Source organism: Acinetobacter sp. Q85-2 (assembly GCF_013420555.1).
GTDB classification, from domain to species: Bacteria; Pseudomonadota; Gammaproteobacteria; order Pseudomonadales; family Moraxellaceae; genus Acinetobacter; species Acinetobacter indicus.
The window spans coordinates 20,374-45,852 of record NZ_VOXW01000013.1 but is presented as its reverse complement, the minus strand read 5'-3'; the positions used below and the strand labels follow the sequence as shown (position 1 = coordinate 45,852).

At 48.9% G+C, this 25,479-nt stretch carries 31 protein-coding genes; 21 read left to right on the top strand and 10 right to left on the bottom strand.

The window, feature by feature from the left end:
* Window positions 1–190 precede the first annotated feature (190 nt).
* From FTT68_RS08970 to mhpT, 3 genes are all read right to left on the bottom strand, one after another.
* The gene (locus FTT68_RS08970) at window positions 191–1,120 is read right to left on the bottom strand and encodes a bile acid:sodium symporter family protein (protein WP_034598041.1); all 930 of its coding nucleotides are present in this window, start codon (window positions 1,118–1,120) and stop codon (window positions 191–193) included.
* A gap of 37 nt (window positions 1,121–1,157) precedes the next feature.
* Window positions 1,158–1,814, bottom strand: coding sequence for a bifunctional nicotinamidase/pyrazinamidase (gene pncA / locus FTT68_RS08965; RefSeq protein ID WP_152342592.1), 657 nt, complete (start codon window positions 1,812–1,814; stop codon window positions 1,158–1,160).
* Window positions 1,815–1,959: 145 nt separating this feature from the next.
* Window positions 1,960–3,168: a 3-(3-hydroxy-phenyl)propionate transporter MhpT gene (gene mhpT / locus FTT68_RS08960; RefSeq protein WP_152342593.1), complete on the bottom strand. Its 1,209-nt coding sequence runs from the start codon at window positions 3,166–3,168 to the stop codon at window positions 1,960–1,962.
* Between the two features lie 725 nt (window positions 3,169–3,893).
* On the opposite strand from mhpT, the gene dapA reads away from it, so the two are divergent.
* Genes dapA through purC form a run of 3 tightly spaced genes read left to right on the top strand, consistent with a single transcriptional unit; the run spans window position 3,894 to window position 6,165 of the window.
* Window positions 3,894–4,790, top strand: coding sequence for a 4-hydroxy-tetrahydrodipicolinate synthase (dapA, locus tag FTT68_RS08955; protein WP_005180931.1), 897 nt, complete (start codon window positions 3,894–3,896; stop codon window positions 4,788–4,790).
* 15 nt (window positions 4,791–4,805) lie between these two features.
* Window positions 4,806–5,408: a hypothetical protein gene (locus FTT68_RS08950; protein WP_005180933.1), complete on the top strand. Its 603-nt coding sequence runs from the start codon at window positions 4,806–4,808 to the stop codon at window positions 5,406–5,408.
* A 37-nt stretch (window positions 5,409–5,445) separates the two neighbouring features.
* Window positions 5,446–6,165: a phosphoribosylaminoimidazolesuccinocarboxamide synthase gene (gene purC, locus FTT68_RS08945; RefSeq protein WP_005180935.1), complete on the top strand. Its 720-nt coding sequence runs from the start codon at window positions 5,446–5,448 to the stop codon at window positions 6,163–6,165.
* A gap of 275 nt (window positions 6,166–6,440) precedes the next feature.
* On the opposite strand, the gene FTT68_RS08940 is transcribed toward purC, so the two are convergent.
* Both FTT68_RS08940 and FTT68_RS08935 read right to left on the bottom strand, forming a co-directional pair.
* A complete protein-coding gene (locus tag FTT68_RS08940; RefSeq protein ID WP_016658696.1) occupies window positions 6,441–7,709 on the bottom strand; it encodes a replication-associated recombination protein A in 1,269 nt (422 codons plus the stop codon).
* A 174-nt stretch (window positions 7,710–7,883) separates the two neighbouring features.
* Window positions 7,884–8,336 carry a YcgN family cysteine cluster protein gene (locus tag FTT68_RS08935; RefSeq protein WP_016658695.1) on the bottom strand — a complete coding sequence of 151 codons (453 nt, stop codon included), beginning with the start codon at window positions 8,334–8,336 and terminating at the stop codon, window positions 7,884–7,886.
* A gap of 191 nt (window positions 8,337–8,527) precedes the next feature.
* On the opposite strand from FTT68_RS08935, the gene FTT68_RS08930 reads away from it, so the two are divergent.
* The 10 genes from FTT68_RS08930 (at window position 8,528) to FTT68_RS08885 (ending at window position 15,383) form a co-directional block, all read left to right on the top strand.
* The gene (locus tag FTT68_RS08930) at window positions 8,528–8,686 is read left to right on the top strand and encodes a DUF1328 domain-containing protein (protein ID WP_005006601.1); all 159 of its coding nucleotides are present in this window, start codon (window positions 8,528–8,530) and stop codon (window positions 8,684–8,686) included.
* A 217-nt stretch (window positions 8,687–8,903) separates the two neighbouring features.
* Window positions 8,904–9,641 (top strand): dienelactone hydrolase family protein, encoded by a 738-nt coding sequence (locus FTT68_RS08925; protein WP_016658694.1) that lies wholly within the window; start codon window positions 8,904–8,906, stop codon window positions 9,639–9,641.
* A 60-nt stretch (window positions 9,642–9,701) separates the two neighbouring features.
* Window positions 9,702–10,067 (top strand): HIT family protein, encoded by a 366-nt coding sequence (locus tag FTT68_RS08920; RefSeq protein ID WP_005180943.1) that lies wholly within the window; start codon window positions 9,702–9,704, stop codon window positions 10,065–10,067.
* Window positions 10,068–10,178: 111 nt separating this feature from the next.
* Entirely contained in the window at window positions 10,179–11,213 is a 1,035-nt protein-coding gene (gene mutY, locus FTT68_RS08915; RefSeq protein ID WP_180175295.1) for an A/G-specific adenine glycosylase, read from the top strand.
* A 57-nt stretch (window positions 11,214–11,270) separates the two neighbouring features.
* On the top strand, window positions 11,271–11,810 hold the full coding sequence (locus tag FTT68_RS08910) for a M23 family metallopeptidase (protein WP_005180945.1): 540 nt from the start codon (window positions 11,271–11,273) through the stop codon (window positions 11,808–11,810).
* 19 nt (window positions 11,811–11,829) lie between these two features.
* The gene (locus FTT68_RS08905) at window positions 11,830–12,075 is read left to right on the top strand and encodes a hypothetical protein (RefSeq protein WP_005180946.1); all 246 of its coding nucleotides are present in this window, start codon (window positions 11,830–11,832) and stop codon (window positions 12,073–12,075) included.
* Window positions 12,076–12,096: 21 nt separating this feature from the next.
* Window positions 12,097–12,684 (top strand): DNA-3-methyladenine glycosylase I, encoded by a 588-nt coding sequence (locus tag FTT68_RS08900; protein WP_180175294.1) that lies wholly within the window; start codon window positions 12,097–12,099, stop codon window positions 12,682–12,684.
* A complete protein-coding gene (locus FTT68_RS08895) occupies window positions 12,681–13,703 on the top strand; it encodes an NAD(P)-dependent alcohol dehydrogenase (protein WP_168408747.1) in 1,023 nt (340 codons plus the stop codon). Before FTT68_RS08900 ends, FTT68_RS08895 begins: the two co-directional genes overlap by 4 nt.
* Before the next feature lie 236 nt (window positions 13,704–13,939).
* Window positions 13,940–14,644: an FKBP-type peptidyl-prolyl cis-trans isomerase gene (locus tag FTT68_RS08890; RefSeq protein ID WP_005180950.1), complete on the top strand. Its 705-nt coding sequence runs from the start codon at window positions 13,940–13,942 to the stop codon at window positions 14,642–14,644.
* Between the two features lie 46 nt (window positions 14,645–14,690).
* Window positions 14,691–15,383, top strand: a complete 693-nt coding sequence (locus tag FTT68_RS08885) for an FKBP-type peptidyl-prolyl cis-trans isomerase (protein ID WP_075167944.1) — start codon at window positions 14,691–14,693, stop codon at window positions 15,381–15,383.
* Window positions 15,384–15,510: 127 nt separating this feature from the next.
* Here the strand turns inward: FTT68_RS08885 and murJ are convergent, their stop codons facing one another.
* Together murJ and ampD are read right to left on the bottom strand one after the other, a co-directional pair.
* Window positions 15,511–17,052: a murein biosynthesis integral membrane protein MurJ gene (murJ, locus tag FTT68_RS08880; protein ID WP_016658690.1), complete on the bottom strand. Its 1,542-nt coding sequence runs from the start codon at window positions 17,050–17,052 to the stop codon at window positions 15,511–15,513.
* A 43-nt stretch (window positions 17,053–17,095) separates the two neighbouring features.
* Window positions 17,096–17,710, bottom strand: coding sequence for a 1,6-anhydro-N-acetylmuramyl-L-alanine amidase AmpD (ampD, locus tag FTT68_RS08875; RefSeq protein ID WP_016658689.1), 615 nt, complete (start codon window positions 17,708–17,710; stop codon window positions 17,096–17,098).
* A 164-nt stretch (window positions 17,711–17,874) separates the two neighbouring features.
* Here ampD and nadC point away from each other — a divergent pair, with 164 nt between their 5' ends.
* Window positions 17,875–18,720 (top strand): carboxylating nicotinate-nucleotide diphosphorylase, encoded by an 846-nt coding sequence (nadC, locus tag FTT68_RS08870; protein ID WP_016658688.1) that lies wholly within the window; start codon window positions 17,875–17,877, stop codon window positions 18,718–18,720.
* A gap of 89 nt (window positions 18,721–18,809) precedes the next feature.
* Here nadC and FTT68_RS14080 read toward each other — a convergent pair whose 3' ends face one another.
* Window positions 18,810–18,941 carry a hypothetical protein gene (locus FTT68_RS14080; protein ID WP_005180959.1) on the bottom strand — a complete coding sequence of 44 codons (132 nt, stop codon included), beginning with the start codon at window positions 18,939–18,941 and terminating at the stop codon, window positions 18,810–18,812.
* A gap of 192 nt (window positions 18,942–19,133) precedes the next feature.
* The gene (gene rph, locus FTT68_RS08865; protein WP_005180961.1) at window positions 19,134–19,850 is read right to left on the bottom strand and encodes a ribonuclease PH; all 717 of its coding nucleotides are present in this window, start codon (window positions 19,848–19,850) and stop codon (window positions 19,134–19,136) included.
* 208 nt (window positions 19,851–20,058) lie between these two features.
* Between rph and FTT68_RS08860 the strand changes: the two genes are divergently transcribed.
* Complete coding sequence (locus FTT68_RS08860) at window positions 20,059–20,742, top strand: TetR family transcriptional regulator (RefSeq protein WP_005180963.1); 684 nt, start codon at window positions 20,059–20,061, stop codon at window positions 20,740–20,742.
* A gap of 30 nt (window positions 20,743–20,772) precedes the next feature.
* Here FTT68_RS08860 and FTT68_RS08855 read toward each other — a convergent pair whose 3' ends face one another.
* Complete coding sequence (locus FTT68_RS08855) at window positions 20,773–21,390, bottom strand: thiol:disulfide interchange protein DsbA/DsbL (RefSeq protein WP_016658685.1); 618 nt, start codon at window positions 21,388–21,390, stop codon at window positions 20,773–20,775.
* A 181-nt stretch (window positions 21,391–21,571) separates the two neighbouring features.
* Between FTT68_RS08855 and ubiG the strand changes: the two genes are divergently transcribed.
* The 6 genes from ubiG to FTT68_RS08825 all read left to right on the top strand — a co-directional run bounded on the left by ubiG (window position 21,572) and on the right by FTT68_RS08825 (window position 25,302).
* On the top strand, window positions 21,572–22,288 hold the full coding sequence (gene ubiG / locus FTT68_RS08850) for a bifunctional 2-polyprenyl-6-hydroxyphenol methylase/3-demethylubiquinol 3-O-methyltransferase UbiG (RefSeq protein ID WP_016658684.1): 717 nt from the start codon (window positions 21,572–21,574) through the stop codon (window positions 22,286–22,288).
* A complete protein-coding gene (locus FTT68_RS08845; protein WP_075167943.1) occupies window positions 22,285–22,980 on the top strand; it encodes an HAD family hydrolase in 696 nt (231 codons plus the stop codon). Before ubiG ends, FTT68_RS08845 begins: the two co-directional genes overlap by 4 nt.
* Window positions 22,981–23,006: 26 nt before the next feature.
* The gene (locus tag FTT68_RS08840; RefSeq protein WP_005180975.1) at window positions 23,007–23,753 is read left to right on the top strand and encodes a YciK family oxidoreductase; all 747 of its coding nucleotides are present in this window, start codon (window positions 23,007–23,009) and stop codon (window positions 23,751–23,753) included.
* A 171-nt stretch (window positions 23,754–23,924) separates the two neighbouring features.
* Window positions 23,925–24,344 (top strand): hypothetical protein, encoded by a 420-nt coding sequence (locus FTT68_RS08835; protein ID WP_075167942.1) that lies wholly within the window; start codon window positions 23,925–23,927, stop codon window positions 24,342–24,344.
* A gap of 177 nt (window positions 24,345–24,521) precedes the next feature.
* Window positions 24,522–24,677, top strand: coding sequence for a hypothetical protein (locus tag FTT68_RS08830; protein WP_005180980.1), 156 nt, complete (start codon window positions 24,522–24,524; stop codon window positions 24,675–24,677).
* Window positions 24,678–24,906: 229 nt separating this feature from the next.
* Window positions 24,907–25,302 (top strand): RcnB family protein, encoded by a 396-nt coding sequence (locus FTT68_RS08825; RefSeq protein ID WP_005180983.1) that lies wholly within the window; start codon window positions 24,907–24,909, stop codon window positions 25,300–25,302.
* The last annotated feature ends 177 nt before the right edge of the window (window positions 25,303–25,479 follow it).

The following is a 25,479-nucleotide window of genomic DNA, read 5'->3' as shown; positions in this document are numbered from 1 at the left end:
AGGGCATCTTAGAAATTGAATATGACAGTTGTGTTACAAAAATGACCAAATGATGAAAATTAGCCCAAATTTGTTCAAAATAAAAATCTGTTTTTTATCATTTTTTTGTTTTTTTATCTAAGTAAAAAGACAGCATATTCAATATACTAAGGCATCCTTGCCTTGATGACAGCCGGATGACAGCTGTCCTTTATTGGCGCTGCCGGCTGGCCCAATAGGTGGCCAGTGCCGGTCCAGAAATATTGTGCCATAAACTGAAGATGGCGCTCGGCACGGCGGTCACCGGAGACGCGGCAAAATGCACCGCCGCCAAGGCCACACCTAAGCCAGAATTCTGCATTCCGACTTCAATCGACACCGCTTTGCTGTCGGCATAGGGTAATTTAAATAAACGCGCCGCCCAGAAACCGAGTAAATAGCCCAGGCCATTGTGCAGCATCACCACCGCTAAAATCAGCAAGCCGCTTTCCAGAATCTGTGCCCGGCTGCCGGCAATAATTGCCGCGACAATGGCAACAATCGCCACCACCGAAACCAGCGGCATCAGGGTAATGGAACGCTCCACCTGAGTTTTAAACAGCGCGCGCAGCAGCAGGCCCAGTACAATCGGGAACAGTACCACCTGTAAAATCGAGCTCAGCATGGACCAGGCATCAATTTCAATCCACTGGCTGGCCAGCACAAAGAAAATTGCCGGGGTCAGCAGCGGCGCCAGCAAGGTCGACACCGAAGTACAGGCCACCGATAAGGCGGTATTGCCTTTGGCCATATAGGTAATCACATTCGAAGCCGTACCACCCGGACAGCAGCCAACCAGGATCACCCCAATGGCAATTTCAGCCGGTAACCGGAATAAGGCACATAACAGATAGGCCAACAGCGGCATCACCATAAACTGCGCGGCCACGCCAATCGCGACTGCTTTGGGGCTTTGCAGCACGCCTTTAAAATCCTGCAGTGACATGGTCATGCCCATACCAAACATGATGATGCCAAGCATCCAGGTAATATAGGCTTTTAACCAGACAAAAGCCTCTGGCTGATACATGGCAATCACTGCAAACAGCAGCACCCACAGGGCAAAAGTTTTCTGTACAAACTGGCTAAAACCTAACACCATAGACCTCGGCACGTTCTGAATGAATGATTCGGGCCAATCAGGCCAGGCTTGGCTGTGCAGCAGGCTGTAACAGGCTCAGCACATCTTTGCTATAGACCCGTTTCACCCCATGCGCCAGCATCTCCTGCCAGGCATGCTGCAATGAACCTTTCAGGTCTATGCCTTTGCTGGCATCGGCAATGACAAAGGTATTAAAGCCCAGCTTGCAGGCATCTATGGCGGTCCAGGCCACGCAAAAATCGGTGGCAATGCCGGTAATAAACACCGTGTCGATGCCACGCGCTTTTAAATAGCCGGCCAGGCCGGTGGTGGTTTTCTGATCTGCTTCCATAAAGGCCGAATAGCTGTCAATTTGCGCATGAAACCCTTTGCGGATAATCAGCTGCGCCTGGGGCAAGTCCAGCGCCGGATGCAGTTCGGCATCGGCGGTACCCTGGACGCAATGTGCCGGCCACAGCACCTGCTCGCCATATTCCAGCGTCACCACCTCATACGGCTGTTTGCCCGGATGATTGTCGGCAAAAGAAATATGATTCTGCGGATGCCAGTCCTGAGTCAGGACAATATTGTCGAAGACCTGCCCCAGCTGGTTAATGATCGGAATAATCTGATCGGCATCAGCGACGGCCAAATTGCCGCCCGGCGTAAATCCATTTTGTACATCTACTACGATCAATGCCGTCTGCGCTTGCATAACACCTATCCATGTTTCGCTTATTGTCAGCGTCCTAGCATATACCAAATGGATGGTTTTGTTGCAGTGGAATCATTGGACTGCACGGTGAAAACAAAACAGCCCGCATATGCGGGCTGTCTGAAGGGGTCGTTACAATGCGTGTTTAGTTTTGAATACGACGCACCAGCAGTAACATAAAGATGGCAGAGATCACGATACATGGAATCGCGGCAGAGATCACCCCTGCTGCACCAAAGCCAGCCGTTAACAGTGAACCGGCAATCGCAGGCCCAAGCATCGCACCAACACGACCCACGGCAGACGCCACACCAATACCGGTACCACGCACTTCAGTTGGATACACGATACCACCGAAGGCATACAGCACGCCCTGACAGCCAATGACGAATGCACCCACCAGCGCAGAGGCCAGATACATTTGAGTTAATGAACCTGCAGCGTTCAGTGCCAGCAGACCGGCCAGAATACCGCCGTACATCAACAGAATGACATAGGCTTTTTTCCAGCGATCGGTCAGCATACCCAAAATAACGGTACCAATCGTCGCGCTGACCATGAAGTAGAACTGTGCAGTTGCGCCTTCTTTACGCGAGAAGCCCAGTTCCTGGAACAGCGACGGTAACCAGCTCAGCATGATGTACACCACCATCAGGGTGAAGAAATAGCTGACCCAGATGAACATGGTACGTAGCAGGTTGTTCGAGTTAAACAGATCTTTAAACGAACCTTGTGGCGTAGCTTCTGCTGTCGTATTCGCAGCCTGATCTTTGGCTTTTAAATATTCCTTTGATTCTGGCAATAACCACATCATCACTGGAATGACGATAATCGGTAATAAACCGCCTAGGTAGAAAATGTTTTTCCAGTTAGAACCGAAATCGGTACTGGCAATTAACGATAAAATCGCAGCACCGACTGGCATACCACAGTACATCAGACCTACGGCACGGCCACGGTTTTGTGGTGATACCGCTTCAGAGGCCAGCGTAATCAGAATTGGCATGGCTGCACCCAGACCGGCACCGGCCAGGAAACGTACCGCCAGCAATGAGTTAAAGCTGTTGACCCATACGGTACATAAAGTAAAGACCGCAAACACGGCAGTCGACCAGATTAGCACCTGTTTACGGCCAATACGGTCTGCCACGCGTCCACCAACCAGTGCACCAGGCAATAAGCCCAGAATCCCTGCACTAAAAAACACCCCCAATTGCGAGCTATCGAGGCCAAAATGCTCACGGATACCAACTGCGGCAATACCTGCTGCCTGGATATCCAAGCCTTCAATGACCGCAATCAAGAAACAGATGGCTACTGTCACAATCGCATGTCGATTATCTGATCTTTCCATTGGAGAATCCTTGTTTCAATCAGTGTTTATAAAAGGTTAAGACCGCCATCATCTATGAGGATGTCCTCTGAATTAACTACCAATAAGTGGAATAAAGCCCCGGTCTGGCAAAAAATTAATAGACATTTCTTATTTTAAGACGCACAAACATATAGTTTTAGAAAGACTTAATTGAGGCGCTTCAATTTAACAAAACAATAAAATTCATATAAATATCAAAGGATATAAATAAACAGACAGTCAAAACTATTATTTTTATTTAGATCTGAAAAAAATCATTCCGAGCTGGTTTAAGCAGGAAATGGCATTAAAAAAAGGCTATTCAAATAATTTTCAGGTCTAGTTTAAGTGTTTTTTTATCTTAATTCCGACCCTTTTACCTGGTTTTCGTGGCTTTTTACTGCATTTTCCAGGCAAAATTGCTGTCCGGACAGCTTCTATAGACCTATGCTTACTCGCCAGTTCATTCTAAAGTCGAAGATGAACCTGAACTGCTGTAAAAGCACCAACTTATGCCTTATACCGGACTGTTTTGAGCAGCGGATAAAGTTGATATTGGCTTTGACTTACGCATATTGTTCTGACACACTGAATCAGTCATAATTTGCATAAGCATTATTCAATCATGACTTATTGAATTCTGACTCAAATCAAAATACTGCAACCATCCACGTTTTCTGTTTCTACGAACTTTTGTGGATGGAAAAATAGGATATTTTTTCAAAATGACTCAGCAAGCACAGACCATTCAAGGCTCAATTGTCGCAATCGTCACCCCAATGTTAGAAGATGGCAGCGTAGATTGGAAAGGTCTCGAGAAGCTGGTTGAGTGGCACATAGAACAAGGCACAAACAGTATTGTGGCCGTGGGCACGACAGGTGAAGCCTCTACATTAAGCATGGCTGAACATACACGTGTGATTAAAGAAATCATTCGCGTGGCCAACAAACGTATCCCGGTGATTGCTGGTACTGGTGCAAACTCAACGCATGAAGCAATCGAACTGACCAGAGAAGCCAAAGAACTCGGCGCCGATGCCGCACTTCTCGTCACGCCATATTATAACAAGCCAACCCAGGAAGGGTTATATCAGCATTATAAGACTATTGCCGAAGCAGTGGATCTGCCACAAATCCTGTATAACGTTCCGGGCCGTACTGGCGTTGATATGTCCAATGAAACAGTGATTCGTCTGGCCGACATTCCACAAATTGTGGGCATTAAAGATGCCACTGGCGATGTACCACGTGGCCGTGAATTACTGGCTGGTCTGGCCGGTAAAGACATGACTGTCTATTCAGGTGATGATGCGACTGCCTATCAGTTAATGCTGGCTGGTGCCAAAGGCAATATCTCGGTTACGGCCAATGTGGCACCAAAAGTCATGAGCGAAGTTTGTGCCGCAGCCATTGCCGGCGACAATGACAGCGCTGAAGCACGTAACAATACAGTTGCAAATTTACACAATATTCTATTTTGTGAATCAAACCCAATTCCGGTGAAATGGGCACTTCATGAAATGGGCTTAATTGGTACCGGCATCCGCCTGCCATTAACGCCACTTGCAGAACAATATCGCGCACCGTTACGTGAAGCTTTACAGGCTTCGGGTGTCATTTAATAAGAGCACAATATTATGCAATTACGTTTTGGTTTAATCGCTGCACTTTCAGTGGTAAGTTTGGCAGGTTGTAGTTCTTTAGCCATCAGCAATGGCTCTCTGGATTATAAAGACACCACCACCCTTGCGCCCTTACAATATCCTGAAGGTGCTGTGGCCCGACCAGCAACGCCATTGTATCCTGCACCAACGGTTGACCCACTGGCCATTGAACATGCACCGAAGCTGGAAAACAGCCGTGGCAACCGTTTCGCACTTCCTCGTCCTCCAGCCGTAGAGCCAACTCAGGCCGCTGCTGTACAGGACAACACCGCGCCAGGTCGTCCACAACCGGTTGTAGATGGAAATCAAAATCCACTGCTCAAAATAGATGGAAATTCTGCTACAATTTGGCAGTATACGCTTGCCACACTCAGCAGCCTGAACCATAGCATTATTGGTCAGAGCAAAAACCGTTACGAAGTCACCATCTCGGTCGATCAACAGACCTACGTCTTAAGACTCACCTCTGTCGGTACAAGTAACAACCTGGCTGTGTTCAACGCCGACAACAGTTTTGCAGACAAAGAAAAAGCTGCAGACCTGTTGGCCCAGATTTACCAAAATTGGCCAGCCTAGACATTACTAGGCATTTTTTTCTGAAAAAGGTTCCCTCATGTTAAAACAAACCTTGCTCTATACTGGTAAAGCGAAATCTGTTTATACCACAGATAGTGAAGACCACCTGATTTTAGTCTTTCGTGACGATGCCTCTGCGTTCAATGGCGAAAAGATCGAACAACTAGATCGTAAAGGTAAGGTGAACAACCGTTTTAACGCCTTTATTATGGAAAAACTGGCTGAAGCCGGTATCGAAACGCATTTTGAAAAACTGCTGACCCCAAATGAAGTGTTGGTGAAAAAGCTGAGCATGATTCCGGTTGAATGCGTAATCCGTAACTATGCAGCTGGTTCTCTGTGCCGTCGCCTCGGTGTCGAAGAAGGCAAGGAACTGACCCCGCCAACATTTGAACTGTTCTTTAAAGATGATGCCTTAGGCGATCCAATGGTCAACGAATCTCAAGCAATTGCGCTGGGTTGGGCGACTGCTGAGCAGCTGGCACAAATGAAAGAACTGACTTACAAAGTTAACGATGTACTAAAAGCCCTGTTTGATGCCGGCAACATGATTCTGGTCGATTTCAAACTTGAATTTGGTGTGTTCCACGACCGTATCGTGCTGGGTGATGAATTCTCTCCAGACGGCTGCCGTCTATGGGACAAAGACACCAAGAAAAAACTCGACAAAGACCGTTTCCGTCAAGGTTTAGGCGGCGTGGTTGAAGCCTATGAAGAAGTTGCGGCACGTTTAGGCATCAACCTCGACAATATCTGATCATCTCCAAGATGAACGATAAAAAAACCGGATCAGCTGATCCGGTTTTTTATTGGCTGAGTTTTCTCACTCTCAATCGAAAAAACAAATTCAACTTATAAAAATGATCGTTTTTACATATTTTTAGTTTTGACCTATGCTTAAGCACATAGGCAAGACACGGTAAATTTTACAGTGACTGCCGATCAGTTTCGTTAATCCTCGCGGATGTTCTCTCCCAATCTAACATCCAGTTTGGCCCAATTCATCCCTCTGAATTGGGCTTTTTTTTATTGCTACTGTTGCTGCTGCATCCAGCGCCGCTGCTGTAAACGCTCGGCTTCAACTTCGCGTTTATTGCGCGCCGATTCATACAGCTTGGTGCCTTTTAATTCTGGCGGCAAATAATCCTGCAATACAAAATGCTCCGGATAATTGTGCGGATACAGATAATCCACCCCGTAGCCCTGCTCTTTCATCAGCTTGGTCGGCGCATTACGCAAATGTAACGGTACCGGCAAATTGGCGGTTTTTTCCGCCAAGTCCAGCGCCTTGTTAATGGCCAGATAGGTACTGTTACTTTTGGCACTGGTGGCCAGATAGACTGCACATTGGCCCAGAATAATCCGCGCTTCCGGCATACCAATCACCTGCACTGCGCGGAAACATTCACCGGCCAGCAACAAGGCATTTGGGTTGGAATTGCCAATATCTTCCGAGGCAGCAATTAGCATACGCCGCGCAATAAACAGCGGATCTTCTCCACCCTTGAGCATGCGCGCCATCCAGTACAGAGTCGCATCCGGGTCACTGCCGCGAATCGACTTAATAAAGGCCGAGACCAGATCATAATGCTGCTCGCCAGATTTGTCGTAACGGGCAATATTCTGCTGCGCCACTTTCACGACCAGGGCATTGTTAATACTGTTTTCTGTGTCCGGCTCAAAGGTGCCGGCAATCAGCTCGAGTAAATTGAGTGCCTTACGTGCATCACCCGCCGCAAACTGCACCAGTGCTTCAAACTCTTCAATCTGGATATAACGTTCTTTTAAGAAGCTATCATTCTGGACGGCCTGGGTCAGCAGCTGCTGGATGGCCTCGGCACTCAGTGCATTTAAGGTATAGACCTGGCAGCGCGACAGCAAGGCACTGTTCACCTCAAAAGACGGGTTTTCCGTGGTGGCACCAATCAGGGTAATTTTGCCCTTCTCGACTGCGTTTAATAAGGCATCCTGCTGGGATTTATTAAAGCGGTGAATCTCGTCAATAAACACCACCGGCGTTAGTAAATCGCCGCCATCGGCAATCACTTCACGTAACTCCTTGACCCCGGTATTGAGCGCAGACAGACTGACAAAAGGACGATCAACCGCCTGCGCCAGCAACAAGGCAATGGTGGTTTTTCCAACGCCTGGTGGTCCCCAGAAAATAATCGAAGGCAAATGGCCCTGATCAATCATTTGACGTAACGGGGCCTGCTCCCCCAGAAGATGATCTTGACCGATAATCTGCGACAGATCGCGCGGGCGCAAACGTTCAGGAAGTGGAATATGGCTGTCTGACATAGAAGGTTTTCTGTACAAAGCTGCGGCTGAGTGTACTATGTTATGGCAAAATGCAGTATTTCAATAGCCGATTTTTTAGCGCTTGCTGCGGGAAACTCAGCCTGAGTGTCGGCAGTTGTTTTATCAGGTTTAAATCGCCAATTTTGCTCTTAAAGATACAGACGGCCTAAAAACTTAACGTACCCAGCGCACAATATAGTCTTCTATTTCTTCTTCATTGACTTCCGTTTCAGAAATACAGCGGCCAGCGGCCGATTTTTTGGCGCGAATCACGCTCTGACGTGAACCGGTATTTAAATAATGCCAGGACGGCAGGTTTTTACCTTCTTTTAAACGGCGATAGGCACAGCTTGGCGGTAGCCAGTGAATACTGTCCAGCTTTTCCGGCGTCAGCTGAATACAGTCCGGCACCTGTTGCTGCCGGTTCGGATAGTCCGAACAGCGGGCAGTCGTACAATCCAGCAGCTTGCAGGCCACTTTGGTGTAAGCGACTTCATGACTGTCTTCATCTTCCAGTTTAACCAGGCAACATAAGCCGCAGCCATCACACAGCGCTTCCCATTCTGCCTGGGTTAAGGCTGTTAACGGATAATTTTTCCAGAATTGGGGACGAAGCTGATCAGACATGATGCACAACACTACAAAATAACCGGTCTATTATAACAGTCTTCTACAAAAGCATCTGCTATGTCATAGATACAATAGAATCATAGACTTAAATAAATAGTTGAACACTTAATAAACAAAAGCAAAACAATCAAATCAGCGACTTGCCCCTATACTTGATCAAGAAGTATAAAAACACATGGAGAAAAATTATGTTTCGTTGGGCCATTATCTTCGCTGTAATCGCACTTATTGCCAGTCTACTCGGTTTCGGTGGTGTCGCTGGTTTATCTAAAGATTTCGCGGTCATTCTGCTGGTTATTGCTGTTATTCTGGCAATTGTCGGCTTCCTGTCCCGCGGCAAGGTATAGTTTCTTATACCCTGACCCTCACAAAAAAGAAGGATGCAAATCCTTCTTTTTTTATGCCTGTGTTTAGACCGACAGCAGATACAGACAGATTATTCTTTGAAAAATAACTTAAAAATATTTTCTCACATTTGTTTAGGCCCATTGAAATGTTTTTCAAACCGCTGTCTCATTTTTATGTTTTAATCGAATTATTTCAAAAAACACAAGGATTGGACGCATGACTTTAGCAATCAAAACTCGCGAAATTCAGTATACGGCGGCAGATGGTAGCCAGTTGGTTGGTTATTTTGCTGCACCCGAAACCGATGCACCAGTCGCGGGTGTGATTGTGGCACCGGAATGGTGGGGCCGAAATGAATATATTGAACAGCGTACCCGCGAACTGGCAGAACATGGTTATGCCGCCCTGGCCATTGATATGTATGGCGACAAGAAAAATACCACCACGGCTGCCCAGGCCAATGAATGGATGAGCCAGACCTTTGAAGACCCGAATACAATTGTGACTCGTGCGTCTGCAGCTTTGGACACTTTAGCTGCCCAACCGGAAGTAAATCAGGCTAAACTGGCAGCCATTGGCTTCTGTTATGGCGGCAAAGTGGTGCTGGATTTGGCCCGTTCAGGCGCCAACCTGCAAGCCGTTGCTACTTTCCATGCCATTCTGGCGGCCAGAGAACCAGCGCAGGAAGGCAAGGTACAGGCAGAAATTCTGGTGCTGCATGGTGAACTGGACAGCATGGTAACGCTGGATGATGTGGCCAGCTTCCGTGAAGAAATGCACGCTGCCCAGGTAGAACATGACGTGATTGTGTTTGAAGATGCCAAGCACGGCTTTAGTAACCCGCTGGCCGATGAACGTGCCAAAGCCAATGGCGTCGACCTCGGCTATAGCCCGGTAGCAGAACAGCAAAGCCTGGATGCCATGTACCAATTATTACAACGCCGTTTGGCCTGATTCTGGCATGAGGCCATATATATTGAAAAAGATTAATGAATTTGAATAGAGGATAGAAGAATGACCGAACAAGACTGCCCATATTGCAACTTTGATGAATATGATGTCATTGCCAAAAATGATTATGGCGTGATTCTACCCGAACCGAACGCATTGTCTAAAGGCCACTGTGTCATTATCCCTCTACGTCATGTCAGTTCTTTTTTTGATGTTACCGACAAAGAACGTAAAAGCCTGATGTCGCTGCTGGAACTGGCGCGGAATGAATTACAGCTGCGCCATCAACCGGCGGGCTTTCATGTCGGCTTTAACGATGGCGATGTGTTTGGCAGCCCATCGCAGCATTTGCATATCCACATTATTCCGCGCTATGAAGGTCAAATCCTCAAGCTAGACCAACGCTGGGGTATGAGCGGCAGCATCTAAGCCTTGCCGCTACCAAAACAGAAGGTGATGCCGCGGCATCACCTTTTTTATTGCCTGCTGCACCGGCAAGATTTGGGTATACTAGGCGCCTGCTTAACAGTTCCGGTTCTCATGTCTGCCTTTTCTTTTTCCCACGCCCTGCTTTCCTGGTTTGATGTACACGGTCGCCATGACCTGCCCTGGCAGGTGGCCGATGATCCGTATAAAGTCTGGGTATCGGAAATCATGCTGCAGCAGACCCAGGTCAAAACCGTGCTGCAATATTTCGAACGTTTTATTCAGCGTTTTCCCGATGTGGAAAGCTTAGGCCGTGCCTCCTGGGATGAGGTAGCGCCATACTGGGCCGGACTCGGTTACTATGCCCGGGCACGCAATCTGCATAAAGCAGCTGGCATAGTGGCCCAGCAAGGACATTTTCCGGAAAATCTGGAACAGTGGATGGCCCTGCCCGGCATTGGCCGCTCGACCGCAGGCGCACTGATGTCTTTGGGTCTCAGACAATACGGCGTGATTATGGATGGCAACGTCAAACGGGTGCTGGCGCGCTTTTTTGCCATTGAAGATGATCTGTCCAAACCGGTACATGAACGGGCCTTGTGGCAGCTGGCAGAACAACTGTGCCCGACCGAGCGTAATCATGACTACACCCAGGCGATTATGGACCTCGGTGCCACCATCTGTACCCCGAAAAAACCCTTATGTCTGTACTGCCCGATGCAGCAGCACTGCAAGGCCCATCAGCAGGGCCTAGAAGCCGAATTACCATTTAAAAAACCGAAAAAAGCCGTGTCTGTGAGACAGGCCCAGGTATTGCTCTTACACAGTGATGGCCAGTGGCTCTGGCAGCAGCGACCGAATAGCGGTCTCTGGGGCGGATTATGGTGCCTGCCGATTATTGATGATCCAGCGCAGTTTCAGGTGCTCTGTCAGCGTCTGGGCCTGAAACAGCGACAACAGCAGCTGCAGATTTCACACAGCTTTACCCACTTTACCTGGCTGCTGGATGCCAGTGTAATTCCGGTCGAGCCGGACCAGCAGGAACATCTGGCGATTGAGCTGGACGCCGAATGGATGACGCCGGCACAGGCCACTGCACGTGGACTGCCGACCGCCATGAAAAAATTGATCTCGGCCGCCGATTTATGACATAGTCAAAGACTGGAATTCGAATACCATCGACATAATAATCATCAGGGAGATGCTGTGCTTCGCTCGATTTCACTCTGCTGTGTTTTCTTCAGTCTGATTCTGCTAGCGGCCTGTACCTCGGCACCGAAAAAACCTGCGGCGCCCCTACCGCCGGCCATGGTCAAAAAACTGCAGCACATGCCACTTAAAACCCGCTTGCCAGTGCCGGTACAGGGCGTCAAACGTCAGCACTTGCAAGATACCTGGGGCGCGTCACGCAGTCGCGGTCGCCTGCATGAAGGCATTGATATTCTAGCGCCACGCGGCAGCAAGGTGTACAGCGCCACCGAAGGCCTCATTGCCGACTTACGCAATAACAATTTGGGTGGTAAAGTGGTATGGATTCTGGGACCGGGCGGCAGCTGGCATTATTATGCCCATCTGGACCGGCATAAACGTGGCCTGAAGGTCGGAGATTATGTCAAGAAAGGCGATCTCATTGGCTATGTCGGCAATAGCGGCAACGCCCGCCATACCGCGCCGCATCTGCATTATGGCCTGTATTTAAATGGCAAAGGTCGCGGTGCAGTCAATCCCTATCCCTATTTACGTTAGTTTGCTTTAGGAAGTGTACATGTCAGAAGCATTGATCAATCGACTGGTCGAATTTGCCGAATCCGGGAATCAACAGAAAATTATGTTGAACGGCCAGAGTCATCAGGGCTGGATCATGGAAATTACTGAAGATGCACTTCTGATCAGCACCGGCTATGCCGATAAATCCGGCAAGGATGTCTGGATTGCCTTTGCCGATCTGCCTCAGGCGGAATTGTCTTACTGGGATAACCGTCAGGATCAATGGGTTCATTTCCAGCTTTAAACCCGTACAGGAGCATCATCTATGGATCGAACACGCTGCGGCTGGTGCTCCGAAGATCCGCTCTATATCGCCTACCACGACCAGGAATGGGGCCGCCCGCTTCACGATGAAGCGCAGCTGTTTGAAATGCTATGTCTGGAAGGCCAGCAGGCCGGTCTGGCCTGGATTACCGTGCTCAAAAAACGCGAATGTTACCGTCAGCATTTTTTTCAATATTCCATTGCCGATATTGCCGCGTTGTCTGATCAGGCCTTGCAGGACAAATTACAGGATCGCGGATTAATCCGGCATCCGGCCAAACTCGCAGCCATCCGCACCAATGCTCAGGCCTGGCTCCAGCTGCAGCAGCAAGGTATCAATCTGGTCGACTGGCTGTGGCAATTTGTCGATCATCAGCCCGAGCAGCATACCGTGCCCGATTATCGCAGCGCCCCGACCTATACTGCAGCCAGTCTGGCACTGTCTAAAGCTTTAAAAAAGCAGGGCTTTCAATTTGTTGGCCCCACCATCTGTTATGCCTTTATGCAGGCCGTCGGCATGGTCAACGACCATGAAGATCACTGCGCCTTTAAATCTCTTCCCCCTTTAGCCGAGGAGCACTCATCATGAGCAACACTACCATTCGTGCCTATGCCGCCATGCAACCCGGCGAAGCGCTGGTGCCATATCAGTTTGATGCTGGCGAACTGTTGCCGCATCAGGTCGAAGTTCAGGTGGAATATTGTGGCCTGTGCCATTCCGATTTATCGGTGATTAACAATGACTGGCGCTCTTCGGTCTATCCGGTGGTGGCCGGGCATGAAATTATTGGCACCATTGTCCAGTTAGGAAGTGAAGCCAAAGGATTATCTGTGGGCCAGCGCGTCGGCATTGGCTGGACGGCAGAAAGCTGCCAGCACTGCGATCCATGCCTGTCCGGCCGGCAGGTGCAATGTACCGGCGGCAGTGTCGCCACCATTGTCGGCCATGCCGGCGGTTTTGCCGATAAGGTCCGCGCCGGCTGGCAATGGGTCATTCCCTTACCGGATGATCTGGATGCGGAAAGTGCCGGCCCGCTGCTCTGTGGCGGTATTACCGTATTTGATCCGATCATTAAGCACCAGATTCAGGCGGTGCATCATGTCGGGGTGATTGGAATTGGCGGCCTTGGGCATATTGCCATTAAACTGCTCAAAGCCTGGGGCTGTGAAATTACGGCCTTCAGTTCCAACCTGGAGAAAACCGCAGAGTTAAAAGCCATGGGCGCCGATCATGTGGTGAATAGCCGTGACAGCGCTGCCCTGAAAGCCCAGCGTGGCAAGTTTGACCTGATTTTAAGTACGGTGAATGTTAGCCTGGACTGGCCGGTATATCTGTCTGCCCTGGCACCAAATGGTACGCTGCATATGCTGGGCCTGACCTTAGAGCCGTTACAGGTCTCGGCTGGTGCGTTAATTGGTGGTGGCAAAGCGGTGACGGGTTCATCGACCGGTTCACCATCGACCTTGCGCCAGCTACTGCAATTTGCCGCCCGCAAACAGCTGGCGCCGCAGGTTGAAGTGTTCCCGATGTCGCAGATTAACGAGGCAATTGAACATTTACATGCTGGCCGGGCGCGTTACCGGGTGGTGCTGAAAGCAGATTTTTAATCTGCTTTGAAGCCAAATCTATAATAGATACAATTACTCACGAATAAATTGGGCCGCCTCTGCGGCTGGCCCCGATTGTATAAAAAATGTGTTAGATATTCAGTCTGTTATGGCATATGCTTAACGATGCGCATATATTAATTAGCCAAACCGAATGATTGATGTCAGCGGTTTGATTCAAAAAGTCTGCTAACATGAAAGCAGCTTTGACACGATAAAATGATTTGAGAAAACCTATGAGTAAAGCCTTACCCATTGCTGTTGCTGTAATTTTAGGCGGTGCTGCACTTGTTCCTGTTTATTATGCAACTCAACACCCTGCCACTGTATCCTCAAAAGCATCTGCAAATGCGTCTGCGGTTGAAAAAATCAGCTATGCATTAGGCTATGAAGTTGCCCATCAAACTCCACCAGAGCTGGACATTAACAGCTTTGTGACTGGTGTCCGTGAAGGTCATGCGCGTCAGCAGCCAGCCTATACTGAAGAAGAATTACAAAAGGCCTATGAACAGTTCCAGCAGGAACTGCAACAAAAACAGGCTGATCAGGCCCAGCAGGCACAAACGGCCAGCGATGCCTTCCTGACTGAAAATGCCAAACAGGCAGGGGTACAAACCACCGCGTCAGGTCTGCAATATAAAATTACCCAGCAAGGCAATGGCAAACAGCCAACGGCCAGCTCTGTGGTAAAAGTACACTACACCGGTAAACTGGTCGATGGCAAAGTATTTGACAGCTCGGTTGAGCGTGGTGAACCAATCGAGTTCCCGTTAAACCAGGTGATTCCAGGCTGGACCGAAGGTCTGCAACTGATGAAAGAAGGCTCGAAAGCCACGCTGTATATCCCGTCACAACTGGGTTATGGCGAACAGGGCGTGCCGGGCATGATTCCACCAAACAGCACCCTGATCTTTGATGTTGAGCTGATTGAAGTAAAATGAAAACAAGGAGAGCCTGGCTCTCCTTCGTTGTTTAGGGACCCATAATATGAAAAAAACGATCACCCTGCTCGGCCTCGCCCTGTGTAGCGCGGCCACACTGGCTCAACCGGTGACCACCAAAAGCTCCACTGAACAGCAGGTGGGCTACAGCTTTGGTTATTTAATGGGGCGCAGCAATGTCGACACCTTAAAAGGTATGGATCTGGATGCCTTTGTGGCGGGTTTAAAAGCCGCCTCACTGGGCCAGCAAGCCAGCCTGAGCGATGAAGACATGGCCCGTATTCTGACCCAGTTCAAAAAGCAGGCCGAAGCCAAACAGCTGATTGAGCTGAAACAGCGCGCTGAAGCCAATGACATGATTGGCAAGGCCTTTCTGGCAGAAAACTCGCGTAAGGATGGGGTGAAAGTCACTTCATCGGGGCTGCAATATCTGGTTCTGCAAGCGGGTTCCGGAAAAAAACCGAAAGCCAGCTCCAAAGTACGCGTGCATTATGAAGGCCGCCTGATTGATGGCACCGTGTTTGATAGCTCGATGGCACGGCAGCAACCGGCTGAATTTCAGGTCACACAAGTCATTCAGGGCTGGACCGAAGGGCTGCAACTGATGCGTGAAGGAGCCAAATACCGCTTCTTTATTCCAGCGAATCTGGGCTATGGCCAGATTGGTTCTGGCGATGCGATTGAACCGAACAGCACCCTGATTTTTGATGTCGAACTGCTGGAAGTGATCAATAAATAAAGATGCTTGTGCTGCTCATGCAGCCTCATCTTTCAATAAAAGCCCATAAAAAAAACCCTTTGAGACTCAACGGCTCAAAGGGTTTTTTTATAGGAGCTGAACATCTTTCGCGCTCAGCTCTCAGTAATTAAGGTTTTAAATGACGCGGTCTAAAACCAGTGGCCAGCAGACCAAGAGCATAAGCTGCCACACCCACCACACACAGCAGTAGTACTTCCAGCACACGCATCCATTGCGATACATCACCGTTATACCAGCTCAAGGCGTACCATAAGGCAGCCACCATCACCGCATTGGCCGTGCCAAACTGGAACAGCAGTTTTTTCCAGTGCCCACCAAAACGGAAAATATCGCGTTTATGCAAATAGAAATACAGCATACCGGCATTGACCAGCGCGGAACCTGAAGATGCCAGTGCCAGCGCCATGTGCTCGGCTTCCCAGTCAATCAGTTTAAACAGCCCAATAAACACCACGTTTAAAATGGCATTGGCTGCCACCGCCATTAAACCGACCCGAACCGGGGTGCGGGTATCCTGCTGGGCATAAAAGCCCGGAGCAAAAACTTTAATCAGCATAAAGGCGATGACCCCGGCACTCATACATTGCAGGGCCAAGGCCGTCATCTGGGTATCTTCCCAGGTGAACTGGCCGCGCTGGAACAGGGCCTGAATAATTGGGGTCGACAGCATAAACAGTGCAATACTGGCAGGCACACCAGCCAGCACAATAATTTTCGCCGCCCAGTCCATCATGCCACGGAATTTTTCCTGATTCTGCTCGGCATGGCGCGCCGACAAGGATGGTAAAATCACCGTACCAATTGCCACCCCAATCAGGCCCAGCGGCAACTCGGTCATCCGTTCGGCACTGTACAGCCACGATACCGAACCATCCTGCATAAATGACGCCCAGATGGTGTTCAGCAACAGGTTAATCTGGGTCACCGATACCCCAAACAGGGCCGGCAGCATCAGCTTCATGATGCGCTCAACGCCTTCATGCTTGAAGTCGATTTTTGGCGGAATCAGCAGCTTTTTACGCCATAATTCCGGAATCTGGATCGCCAGCTGCAAGGCTCCGGCAATAATCACCGCCCAGCCCAAGGCCATAATCGGCTCGGCCATATACGGCGTTAGCCACAGGGCTCCGGCAATCATGGCCAGATTTAGTAGCACCGGTGCAAAGGCCGGCGTGGTAAAGGAGCCATAACTGTTTAAGATGCTGCTGGCAAAAGCGGTCAGCGACATAAACAGCAAATAGGGAATGGTCAGGCGGAACATGTCCGTGGCCAGCGCAAATTTTTCCGGATCACTATGGAAACCCGGCGCATAAACGTACATCACCGCCGGCGCCGCCACCATAGCAGCCAGTGTCAGCAGGCTCATCACCGAGGCCAGACAGCCAAACACCCGGCTAATCAGAATCTGCACTTCGGCATGGGTGCGGCTGGTTTTATATTCGGTCAGAACCGGAATAAAGGCCTGGGAAAATGCCCCTTCAGCAAACAGTCGCCTGAAAAAGTTCGGGATACGAAAGGCCACCACAAAGGTATCGAAATCCTTTCCCGCACCAAACACATTTAATAACACAATATCCCGCACCAGTCCCAACACCCGGGACAGCATGGTCATCGCACTGACAATAAAGGTCGATCGCCAAAGCGCCATCGGAACCACCCAAATAAAAATTTAGCCGCTATTGTAAAGAAACCTAAGCACAAGTTTCGTTATGAATTGATGAAGATGCTGCTTCTATCCTGCTGTTGCAGTCACGCAGTAAAGACCGGAACCGGCTCCAGTCAAAATAAGGTCCCGGATCGGTCTTGCGCCCCGGGGCAATATCGGAATGTCCAGCCAGATGACGCTGGATTTTCGGATAGGCCTGCTGCAAGGCCGACACCACTTCCGCCAGTACCTGATACTGGATCGCTTCAAAGGGCAGATCATCACTGCCTTCCAGTTCAATGCCAATGGAATAATCATTACATTCCGGCTTGGCCAGATAACTGGAACGTCCGGCATGCCAGGCGCGGTCATTGAAATTGACACATTGCAGCACTTCGCCGCTACGCAAAATCAGCAGATGCGCCGAGACCTGCATCCCTTCAATGGTCTGAAAGTAAGGATGCGCCGACCAGTCCAGCCGGTTTTGAAAAAACTGTTCGATATAACCGCCGCCAAACTGTGATGGCGGCAAACTGATATTGTGAATCACCACCAGCTGAATTTCGGTCTGCTGCGGACGCTGGTTAAAATTCGGTGAAGGCACCTGCCGCGCACCTTTTAACTGTCCCTGGATGACCTGAAAAGAAGCCGCCTGCTGCATAGAATGATCCTGATATTTTTTTCAGTATAAAAATTTAGCCCATCCTAAAACTTTCAGCTGAAAATCTCAAATCAGACAAAAAAGCCGCGAAAAAGCGCATCGGGCCAGCCGAACAGTGCTAATATATCGCGCAATTTTCATGGGTAAAGAGATAAGGACAGGCAATGAGCATACCACAATCTTTATTGGAGCAATCTATCCAGATCAATATTCAGCAGGCCCTGCAGGAAGATATTGGCGAGGCAGATATTACCGCTTTACTTACCCCGGAAGATGAACAGGCCACCGCCACCATTATCAGCCGTGAAGACATGGTGCTGGCTGGTCAGCCTTGGGTGAATGCCTTAATCCAGCAATACGATCCAAGCGTTCAGATTGAATGGCTGAAACAGGATGGTGATCGCGTGGCGGCCAATGAAGCCTTTTTAAAGCTGGCCGGTTCTGCGCGCAGTTTATTGACCGTAGAACGCCCTGCCCTTAACTTTGTCCAGACTCTATCGGCCGTGGCCACCAAAACCGCTGAATATGTGAAACAGCTCGATGGCCTGCACACCAAACTGCTGGATACCCGTAAAACCTTGCCGGGTCTGCGGATTGCACAAAAATATGCGGTCACTGTAGGCGGCGGCCAAAACCATCGTCTGGGGCTGTTTGATGCCTTCCTGATTAAAGAAAACCATATTATGGCTGCTGGCGGTATTGCCCAGGCCATTGCCAAAGCCCATCAAATTGCACCGGGCAAACCGGTGGAAGTAGAAGTTGAAACCTGGGATGAGCTGAATCAGGCTCTGGACGCTCAGGCCGATATCGTGATGCTGGATAACTTTAGCCAGCAACAGATGATTGATGCAGTCAAGCATGTGGCCGGTCGCTGCAAACTGGAAGCATCGGGCAATATCACCATTGCCAACCTGCGTGAAGTGGCCAGCACTGGTGTCGATTATATTTCTATGGGCGCTCTGACCAAAGATGTCAAAGCGGTCGATTTATCCATGCGTTTTAATGCTTAATCGCAATTCGATATTTGTCGATAACGAAAAAAGGTGCCTCATGAGGCACCTTTTTTATTCATTTAGGGTGAGTCGATGGCCGCAAGACTTTAATCATCTGCACGGCCGTCGCCATCACGGTCCTGATTCAGCATGGTGCCATCACCATCACGGTCATTGGCCGTATCACACGCGCTTAAACCAAAGGCGCCCATCGCCAGTAAGATCATCAAGTATTTCATGGTACATCCCTCTTTTTTGCTGTTTTAAAAAAATCACTGCGAGTTTTAGTAAGTCATGAAGCTCGGTTTCAGCATGTTGGTTTTTGTTATGAAGATGAATCTGCGCACAGCCGCTGGTTACGTTTGCTTCAATCACAAAAAAACGCATCCGGAGATGCGTTTTATAAATATATTGTTCTGATCTTGCAGTGTTTACCAGCCCAAGGCCTGTTGCTGCTTTTTGATCAGTTCCTGAATGCCCTGCTCGGCCATTTCCAGCATGGCATTACATTGCAGACGGGTAAATGGTTTATCTTCAGCAGTGCCCTGAATTTCAATAAATTCACCGGCCTGGGTCATCACTACATTCAGGTCAGTCTGGCAGTTTGAATCTTCTTCATAGCACAGGTCCAGCAATACTTCGTCCTGATACATACCCACAGAAATAGCAGCGACCAGACCTTTTAACGGGTCCTGTTTAATTTTTTTGCTTTCCAGCAGTACATTCATGGCATCGACCAGCGCCACCGCTGCACCGGTGATCGCGGCAGTACGGGTACCGCCATCGGCCTGAATTACATCACAGTCAATGGTAATGGTATTTTCACCAAGTTTTTTCAGATCGACCATGGCACGCAGGCTGCGGCCAATTAAACGCTGGATTTCCTGAGTACGGCCGCTCTGTTTACCCCGTGCCGCTTCACGGTCACTACGCGTATGGGTAGAACGTGGCAACATGCCATATTCTGCAGTTACCCAGCCCTGGCCTTTGCCTTTTAAAAAGCGCGGTACCGAGTTATCAATACTGGCAGTACACAGCACTTTGGTATGACCAAATTCAACCAAGACAGAACCTTCCGCATAACGTGTGTAATTACGGGTAATTTTGACATCACGCAATTGATCTAGGGTACGTTGGTCGATACGCATAAGTTGTCCTTATTTTGACTCAAATAAATTGTCGGCCAGTATAGCAGATGCAAGCGCACAGGTTTTGTCCCCGGGTCGGCTTTTACACAATCTCGCCACAGAAAAGCGGGCCCTACACAGCCAATGCAACAGCATGGCTGCTGCCCGGACCGATTCTGCTCTATAATAGCCACAGAGATGAATTTTTAAACAGTATCAGGGATGTGACATGTCGATTCGGGAAGAACGTAAGCAGCAAAGTCGTCAGGCCATTTTAGATGCGGCCCTGACCTTAAGTACTGCCGAGCGCTCTTTTAGCAGCATCAGCTTAAGGGAGATTTCCCGCCATGTCGGGCTGGTGCCAACGGCGTTCTACCGGCATTTTCAGGATATGGATGAACTCGGTGCAGAACTGGTCGATCAGGTGGCGCTGCATTTAAAAAGCATTCTGCATCAGCTGGGTCAGGCCTATTTATATCTGCCCAATGCCAAAACCCGGACCAGCGTCGAACTGTTTTTTCAGGCGGTGGATCAGCATCCGCAGCAATGGATTTTTTTAATTGCCGAGCGTTGGGGCGGCTCGGCCACGGTGCGTCAGGCCATTGCCCGGGAAATCGAGTTTTTAATTGATGATTTTGCCAATGATCTGAAACGGGTAGAAAGCGTGCAGCATTTTGAACATCCGGAAGATTTTAAAGTACTGGCCAATATTTTAATTAACCTGTCCTTTAACTGGGCCATGAGCTGGATTGGCCTCAGTCGCCAGTTTGAAGGCGAGGCCTTAAGCCAGCAGCAGCACCAGTTTACCGAGCAGACCATTATCCAGGTGCAATTACTGTTTCGTGGTATCAGCCATTGGGAACGCCCAAGCACCACAATGCATGAAAACGCAGCACTAAAAAACCCGCTTTAAACAGCGGGTTTTTAACATCATGTTGGGCTTTTATTTGGCTTTACGTTCTTTATCGACCAGGTAATTCACCACCTGAATCACTTTGCCATTATCGCCCGACACCACATATTTACCATTAACCACCACTGCCGGCACACCGGTCAGCTGGTATTGGCGCGCCAATTTATTGGCCTGTGCCACTTTAGAGGTAATCGCAAAAGAGTTAAACATGCTGTTGAACTTGGCTTCAGGAATACCGTATTTGACAAAGAATTTGGCCTGGGATTTCTGGTCAAAAATCTGCTGACCTTTGTCATGAATGGCATGGAATAACGGCAAGTGGGTACGTTTACGGACACCCAGTGCTTCCGACACATAATAGCCGCGCGCATTCATTTCCCAGACCTGGTTCATGGCAGCCGGAGTGCGCACAAAGTTCACATCTTTTGGCAGCTTACGCAGCCAGGCTTGCATATGCGGCTCCAAGGTAAAGCAGTGGCCACAGCCATACCAGAAGAATTCACGGACTTCAATTTTACCCGGCACATCGACTTTGCCCGGATTGGCCAGTACGCGATAGTCTTGGCCTTCAACAAAATTGGCCGCCCATGCGCCACCTGAAATTGCAAACATTGCGGTTGCAAGGCTACCCAAAAGAAACTTTTTCATTGAACTTATTGTCCTCATAAATCGTTATGATTAGCTTATGCGAACACTATAAATCAATTATGCCGTTTTCGTTTTGCTTCTGTGAACTTTTTTACGGCTTTTATCGCTTTTTCCAGAATAAACGCTACACTAAACAGCATAGACTTTTTGAAATCATAATAACTTGATTGAGGTGACACCAATGTCGCAACTGAATGTTGATCCGCAAGAAATTGCCAAATTTGAAGCATTCGCAGCTATATGGTGGGATCAGCATTCTGAGTTCCGCCCTTTGCATCAAATTAACCCGCTCCGTTTAAACTGGATTGATGAACATTCAGGCGGACTGGCTGGCAAAAAAGTGCTGGATGTCGGTTGTGGCGGCGGCATTCTTTCGGAAAGCATGGCGCGCCGTGGTGCCGATGTACTCGGGATTGATATGGGCGAGGCGCCGCTGAATGTGGCACGTTTACATGCCCAGCAGGAAGGCGTCGAAAATATTCAATATCGCCAGATTCCGGTTGAGCAACTGGCAGAAGAACAGGCTGGCCAGTACGATGTGGTGACCTGTATGGAAATGCTGGAGCATGTACCCGATCCAGCCTCAATTATTCAGGCCTGCCAGAAGCTGGTCAAACCGGGCGGCCATGTGTTCTTCTCGACCATTAACCGTAATCCGAAAGCCTATTTATTTGCGATTATTGGTGCGGAATATGTGCTGCGTATGCTGGCCAAAGGCACGCATGACTATCATAAATTTATCAAGCCGTCCGAACTGGCACACGATATTCGCAATGCCGGCCTGAAACTGAAAGATATGACCGGTTTGCACTATAACCCACTGACCAAACGCTACTGGCTGGCGCCCAATGTTGATGTCAACTATATGGTGCATACCCTGAATGAAGGTGGCCAATGAAAGCGGTTTTATTTGACCTCGACGGCACCTTAATTGATACCGCGGCTGACTTTATCCGCATTATTCAGGACATGTGCCGCGATAAAGGCTGTGACATTGTCGCCGCCGAGCAGATTCGCACCCAAGTCTCTGAAGGCGCACGCGCCATGGTCAAGCTGGTGTATCCGGAGCTGGAAGTGGAAGACCCGGTCTTTTTAGGCCATCGCCAGCGCTTTTTGGACCTTTACGGCGCCGATATTGCGGTAGAAACCGACCTGTTTGAAGGCATGTATCCACTGCTAGAGCAGCTGGAACAGCAGCAAATTCCCTGGGGTATTGTCACCAACAAGCCACGCTGGCTCAGTGAAGCGCTGTTAAAAGCCCTGAACCTGACCGAACGCTGTGCGGTACTGGTCTGCCCGGAAGATGTCAGCAAGACCAAACCCGATCCGGAACCGATGTATCTGGCCGCAGCACAGCTGGGACTGGAACCGCAGCAGTGTATTTATGTCGGCGATCATCCACGTGATATTGATGCCGGACGCAATGCCAGCATGTACACCATTTTAGCCGCCTATGGCTATTTACCCTTACAACACAAAGATGACTTAACAGCCTGGCAGGCAGACTGTATAGTGAATAATGTCACAGAATTACATCAGGTCTTGCACCAGATGCTGTCACAGCAACAACAACATTCAATCACTTCATAATTACAGCAAAAAAACGGAGGTCGATCATGAAATATTCAGAATATCAACCTCGCCCTGATCTGCTCAAAGATCGCGTGATCCTGATTACAGGTGCGGGCGACGGTATTGGACGTGCAGCCGCGATCAGCTTTGCACTGCACGGCGCAACCGTTGTCCTGCATGGTCGCACCCTGAATAAACTGGAAGTCATCTATGATGAAATTGAAGGTTTAGGCGCGCCGCAGCCAGCCATTCTTCCGCTACAGCTGTCCAGTGCGTCATCGCGTGATTATGAATTGCTGGTCGATACGCTCGACAAGCAGTTTGGCCGTCTGGATGGCATTTTGCACAATGCCGGCATTCTGGGTGAACGGACCGAACTGGTGCATTATCCGGCTGATGTCTGGGATGATGTGATGGCCGTCAACCTGCGTGCACCCTTTGTTATGACCCAGGAACTGCTGCCTTTACTGGAAAAATCGGCACATGCTTCGGTGGTATTTGCCAGTTCGGGCGTCGGTCGTGAAGTACGTGAGCGTTGGGGCGCCTATTCGGTGTCTAAAATTGCCATTGAAGCGGTCAGCAAACTGTTTGCCCAGGAAAATGTACATCCGAATATCCGTTATAACTGCATTAATCCGGGCGCGACCCGCACCGCCATGCGCGCCAAGGCCTATCCGGATGAAGACCCGAAAACCTTGCCGACACCGGAATCAATCATGCCAGCCTATTTATATTTAATGGGCGATGACAGTCTGCACATGAACGGCCAGAGTATTGATGCACAGGACTAATGCCCTCGCTGTGTCCATGAAGGAAGCCTTGTGCTTCCTTTTTTATGCCCATCCATAAAGCTGTAATTGCTCCCACTTTGCGTAAATATACCGGTTTGGGCTTAAGTCGGCTTGAATTTCAGCAAAATTTGCCGATACTAAAGCCCTGTTTCTGATTATCCCGAGATGCCCATGTCTGACTTTAGCAATATCACAGTAACGACCCATGAAGATGGCATGGTGTCTTTATTGATTAATGGTCAAGCCATTTCTGAAAAATACGGCATGAAATTTGAAGCCAGTATTCTCGATGAACTGCAGGCACTCGAGGCCGGGCAAAACCTGAAACTGTTTGACCAGTTTATCTTTTCGCATACCGATCTGAACTTTGAACATCACTACAGTTATGTCACTGGCATTTATAAACAGGCCGAGGACTATGCCGTCTATAAAAACTTTGTCTACCGGATTCTGGTCGATGGCCAAGCCCCGGTCGAGCATGTGATTACCAAACAGGGCCAGCCAATGAGCGCCGAAGATGTACGCGAATTTATTCAGGCGCATATCCAGAAGTCACTGACCGACTATACCGACCTGAAATATGCCTACTAAGCACATGCTTGAATCCAGGACCTGCGGGTCCTTTTTTATGCGCTGCTAAATTTTATACACTACCAGACCATAAATCGTATTTTTAAATCATTTTTATAAAATTATTCGGTTTTTCAAATTAAAACATCCGACCTATACTGCTACTCAACCGCAATGAATCAATTGAAGGAGCAGCACATGGCCGACCAGCAACGTAAAAATGACATTATCCGTTCCATTGAACACTTACAACTGCCCGCCAGCTTATTGGCCGTACTTGAAGATGGCCAGCAGGCCGAATGTCTGGCCCATGCCATCGACTCCTTGCAGGACTTAAGCCAGCAATGGAACTGACTGCGGGCAGAATCCCGGAAATACGGGCTAGGCTTTTTGCGCCCAATGTTGTATAACCAGTTCACGTGACAACAGATAAGTCTTTCATCATCTGTTACTTTTCCAGCATAATATCCAAAATATCTCTGCTTTCGATAAAGAATTAACGATCTTTCTTCACAGTTTCTCTGCATTTTTTTCGTACAGTAAGACACAGTGAAATAAAAGACGATAAACGAGGTTTTTTCACATGAAAAAGATAGTGACAGTTATGGCGATCTCTTTCAGTGCGTTGCTGGCCAGCGGGATCACTGCGGCTGCACCTCAGTTTGACAATCCGGGACGCGGCTATGAACAGTCACGTCAGCACGGTCAGGGCAAAAAACATCGTGAATATCGTGAATCGAAAGAGGTTTATGAAAAACGCCGCCAGCGTGAAGAACGTGGCTATCAGCGTTTACAGCAGCATAAATGGCAAACCGGTTATGTGATGCCGCAGCATTATCGTGGCAATGGCTACAAAGTCGAATATAAAGAGCATAACCTGCCTAAACCGGACCGTAAGCAGCAATGGTATAAGGTCAATAATGACTATATTCTGGTCAATGCCGATACCCACAGTATTCTTAAAATCCTGTCTTTCTAAGCTGCACTCCGACAGTTTCAGTCCCACTCCTCGGTTGCCCAAACATCGGTTTGGGCTTTTTTATATCAGCACTTCCTCAAACTGCTATTTTCGCTGTAGGTCAGATGCTAGCCGGCTTTCAGGCTCTCCGCTTTTTCTTCATGATTTTCACAATTCATCTCAATTGCTCTCATCCTT